3 protein-coding genes are annotated in these 4,619 nt (G+C 71.0%); all 3 read right to left on the reverse strand.

Going from position 1 to position 4,619, the window contains the following annotated elements; all coding sequences use genetic code 11:
• Window positions 1-32: 32 nt before the first annotated feature.
• Entirely contained in the window at window positions 33-2,387 is a 2,355-nt protein-coding gene (locus tag B4M60_RS10775; RefSeq protein WP_291083493.1) for an excinuclease ABC subunit UvrA, read from the reverse strand.
• 69 nt (window positions 2,388-2,456) lie between these two features.
• Window positions 2,457-4,169: an alpha/beta hydrolase gene (locus B4M60_RS10780; RefSeq protein WP_291083496.1), complete on the reverse strand. Its 1,713-nt coding sequence runs from the start codon at window positions 4,167-4,169 to the stop codon at window positions 2,457-2,459.
• 14 nt (window positions 4,170-4,183) lie between these two features.
• Window positions 4,184-4,540: a hypothetical protein gene (locus B4M60_RS10785; protein WP_291083499.1), complete on the reverse strand. Its 357-nt coding sequence runs from the start codon at window positions 4,538-4,540 to the stop codon at window positions 4,184-4,186.
• Between the last annotated feature and the right edge of the window lie 79 nt (window positions 4,541-4,619).

Consider the following 4,619-nt stretch of genomic DNA (forward strand, 5'->3'; position numbering starts at 1 on the left):
CCATGCGTCCTTTCTACCCGCCGCCCGGCCGGCTACTCCCGGCCCGCCACGTACCGCGCCAGATGCTCCCCGGTGAGAATCGAGGCATCGGCGACGAGGTCGGCCGGGGTGCCCTCGAACACGATCCTGCCGCCGTCGTGGCCCGCGCCGGGGCCCAGGTCGATGATCCAGTCCGCGTGCGCCATGACCGCCTGGTGGTGCTCGATGACGATCACCGACCTGCCCGAGTCGACCAACCGATCGAGCATCCCCAGCAGCGTGGCGACGTCGGCCAGGTGCAACCCGGTCGTCGGCTCGTCCAGGACGTAGACGTCGGCCTTCTCCGCCATCTGGGCGGCCAGCTTGAGGCGCTGCCGTTCGCCGCCGGACAGGGTGGTGAGCGGCTGCCCCAGGGTGATGTAGCCGAGTCCGACGTCGCGGAGCCTGACGAGGATCTTGTGCGCGGCGGGGATCCGGGACCCGCCCTCCCGGAAGAACTCCTCCGCGCCCGCCACCGACATGCCCAGAACCTCACCGATGTTCCTGCCGCCGAACTCGTACTCGAGGACCGCGGCGTGGAAGCGCCTGCCCTCGCAGTCGTCGCAGGTGGTGGCCACGCCGGCCATCATGCCGAGATCGGAGTAGATCACGCCGGCGCCCTTGCAGGTGGGGCAGGCGCCCTCGGAGTTGGAGCTGAACAGGGCCGGCTTGACCCCGTTTGCCTTGGCGAACGCCTTGCGGATCGGGTCGAGCAGGCCGGTGTAGGTGGCGGGGTTGCTCCGCCGGGACCCCCGAATCCCGGACTGGTCTATGGCCACCACGCCTGCGCGGGGCGAGACCGACCCGTGGATCAGGGAGCTCTTCCCGGATCCGGCCACGCCTGTCACCACGCACAGCACCCCGAGCGGGATGTCCACGTCCACGTCCCGCACGTTGTGGGCGGTCGCGCCGCGCACCTCGAGGACCCCTGACGGGGTCCGCGGGCTGCTCTTGAGTGCGACCCGGTCGTCGAGATGCCGGCCTGTCACGGTGTCGCTGGCGCGGAGGCCCGCGACGGAGCCCTCGAAGCAGATCTCCCCGCCCCCGGAACCGGCCCCGGGGCCGAGGTCCACGACGTGGTCGGCGATCGCGATGATCTCCGGCTTGTGTTCCACCACCAAAACGGTGTTGCCCTTGTCCCGCAGCCGCAGCAGCAGACCGTTCATCCGTTGGATGTCGTGGGGGTGCAGGCCGATCGACGGCTCGTCGAACACGTAGGTCACGTCGGTCAGGGCCGACCCGAGGTGGCGGATCATCTTCACCCGCTGCGCCTCGCCGCCCGACAGCGTGCCCGCGGGCCGGTCCAGGGAGAGGTAGCCCAACCCGATCTCCACGAACGAGTCGAGCGTGTGCTGCAGCGCCTCCAGCAGGGGCGCGACCGCCGGCTCGTCCACGCCACGCAGCCACCCGGCGAGGTCGGTGATCTGCATCGCGGAGACCTCGGCGATGTTCAGCCCGTCGATCCGCGAGGACCGGGCATCCTCGTTGAGACGGGTGCCGTCGCACTCGGGGCAGGTCGTGAACACCACCGCCTGCTCGACGAACGCCCGGATGTGGGGCTGCATGGCCTCGACGTCCTTGGCGAGCATCGACTTCTGGATCTTGGGGATGAGGCCCTCGAAGGTGACGTTGATGCCCTCGGCCTTGACCTTGACCGGCTCCCTGCGCAGTAGATCGTGCATCTCCTGCTCGGTGAACTCCCCGACGGGCTTGTCCATGTCGAAGAACCCAGACCCGGAGTAGATGCGGCCGTACCAGCCCTCCATCGAGTACCCGGGGACCGTGATGGCGCCCTCCGCCAGGGACCTGGAGCGGTCGACGAGGGCATCCACGTCGAAGTCCGACACCGACCCGCGGCCCTCGCAGCGCACGCACATGCCGCCGGTGACGGAGAATTCGGCCTTCTGCCGGGTCCCGTCCGCCTTGGTCAGGGTCCCCACCCCGCTCGCGGAGGCGACGTTGAACGAGAAGGCCTTGGGCCCGCCGATCGAGGGCCGGGCCAGCCGGCTGAACAGGATCCGCAGGAGTGCCCCGGTGTCGGTGACGGTGCCCACCGTCGAGCGGGGGTCGGATCCCATGCGCTCCTGGTCCACGACGATCGCCGTGGTGAGACCTTCGAGGAGGTCGACGTCGGGCCGCGCGAGCGTCGGCATGAAGCCCTGGAGGAACGCGCTGTAGGTCTCGTTGATCATCCGCTGGGACTCGGCGGCGATGGTGGCGAAGACCAGTGAACTCTTGCCGGACCCGGACACGCCGGTGACCACCGTGAGGCGGCGCTTGGGGAGGTCGACGCTGATCGACTTGAGGTTGTTCTCCCGGGCTCCGTGGACCCGGATCACGTCGTGGGTGTCGGCGATGTGCTCGTTCACGGTGGTCCCCCTCGTCCCGTCTCCTGGGGCCACGGTAGATGATCGCCACCCGCCGGGGCGAGCGGGACCTCAGCCCCTGTCCTGCTGCTCCATCGCGGTGGCGAGCAGCCGGGCGTATCGCCGGAACTCGTCGTCGTCCCACCCCGGACGGTCCGTGGCCGCAGCCCACCCGTCGAGGATCTGGCTGTCGTAGAGGTGGCCGTATCCCTCCGATCCGCCGATCGCGTTGCCGAGGTCGGCGGTGACCTGGAAGAAGGTGATGACCGGGAGGTAGACCATTCCGGGATGGCGGCCCTTCCCCGGCGGCTCGGTGAGCCACGCGGGACGGTCGAACAGGAGATCCGGGCTCCACCACACCACGGGGTCGGTGGCGTGCTGGACGTAGAGCACGCGGGGCGGGAGCCAGGGGCCGACGTCCGATCGGTACTCGGCGGGGTCCTCGGTGAAGCGCACGAGCAGCCCGCCGGCATAGACCGGATCGGTCATGGTGGACCCGGGGTCCCGGCGGTCGACCAGCGAGCGCCAGATCCGGTTGGAGCCGGGCGGACCCATCCACAACACCCCGTCCACGGTGGCCCGGATATCGCGGATTCCGGAGAACGCGGCCTCCCCCGCCTGGGTCCCCAGGCTCTCTCCGTAGATGTAGAGGGCCGGTCGCGGCCTGTCCGGCGGGAGGGAATCGCGCCACGAGACCACGGCCTCGATGAGCGATCGCCCGGCCGATTCCGACTTCTCCCGGTCGGCGAGGAAGGAGATCCAGCTGGGGAGGTAGGAATACTGCGTGCCGACGATCGCCACGTCTCCCCCGGAGAGGAGCTCGATGGCCTGCGCGGCGTACGGGTTGATCCATCCGGTGCCGGTGGTCGGTGCCACCACCACGGCGCCGCGCTCCCATGCCCGCGTGCGCTCGAGCTCGTCCACCACCAACTGCGCACGCTCGTCGTCGGTCGGCGCGGACCCGAGCCCCGCGTACAGGCGGATCGGTTGGCGTGCTTCCTCCCCCGTCAGCTCGCTCAGCCGGTCACGGCCCAGTCCCCCGCTGACGAACCGGCGGCCCTGCAGCCCCAGGTCCGCGAAGTCGACGGCCGACCCCGGGGCCCCGGATCTCTCGGGGTCGGTCGGGGCGTCGGCGTCGGGAAGGTCCTCGTCGTTGGCCGCGCTGTAGATCCGGTTGGCGCCGTCGAAGAACAGGCGCGGCACGACGCCGTGCGCGATCCCGAGCAGGAGCGCCGCCACCGCGATGATCCCGGAGATCCGGGCGGTGTACTCGCTCACATCGACGCGGCGGCGGACGGCTCGGGCGAGCGCGCGGTACGCGGCGCGGAGCGCCCGGAACGCCATGAGGAGACCCACGAAGACCGCCAACGCCACCCAGGGGATGCGCATGTAGTCCCCCCACGGCGGCCTGGGCGACCCCACCAGGTCCGAGACCTGGTCCTGCCATCGGATGGCGGTGGCCGTGGCGGTGACGAGGTAGACCACCACGACGTAGGGGGCGGACAGGCGGGCGAAGGACAGGAGGGCGTCGCCCAGCTCGGTCAGGGTGGGATGAAGTTCGATCCGGGGGGCGACGAACCGGTGCCACGCCGTGCGCACCGCCACGCCCGTTCCGTACCCCATGAGCATCGACAGGCCGGTGATGATCCCCTGGTAGGACCACCCGCGCGGCACGAGCGACGGCAGGAGGGAGGACCACGCCGCCAGCCCCGCCACGACCAGCCCGGTGACGGACAGGTGCCAACGCTCCCACCACTCCCGGAGCGCCCGGCCGGCCGGCGTCACCGTGGTCCCCCGGCTCAGCGCAGGCGCTCGGCGCGCCTGGCCGTGGACACCAGTCCGTCCGACATGCGGGCGAGCTCGGCGGGGTCCTCCCCCTCGGCGATGGCGGTGTGCAGGTCCTCGCATGCGCACCGGAGCTGGAACAGGCGGTCCATGAGGTCGGCGGACTCCGACTCGGAGAGCACGACCGTCCCCTCGGGCAGGTCCTGCATCCGGAGCGCCTGACGTTGCTCGTAGGCGCGTTGGCGGCACGAGCGGCGGCAGTAGCGTCGCCGCCTCCCGGTGCCGCCCTCGTTCACCGGACGACCACACCACGCGCAGGAGGCCTCGCCCCGCCGCGGCGGGGCGGGCTCGGCCGTGACGTCGGATTCCACGGGATCAGGGTACCGAGGCGGTCCCCGACTGGCCTGCCGCACCGGCGCGTGGGAACATTTCGGGGGTCACCCGGCGTTA

Origin of the sequence: Dietzia sp. UBA5065, from assembly GCA_002415925.1 — a bacterium.
In the GTDB taxonomy this organism is placed as follows: domain Bacteria; phylum Actinomycetota; class Actinomycetes; order Mycobacteriales; family Mycobacteriaceae; genus Dietzia.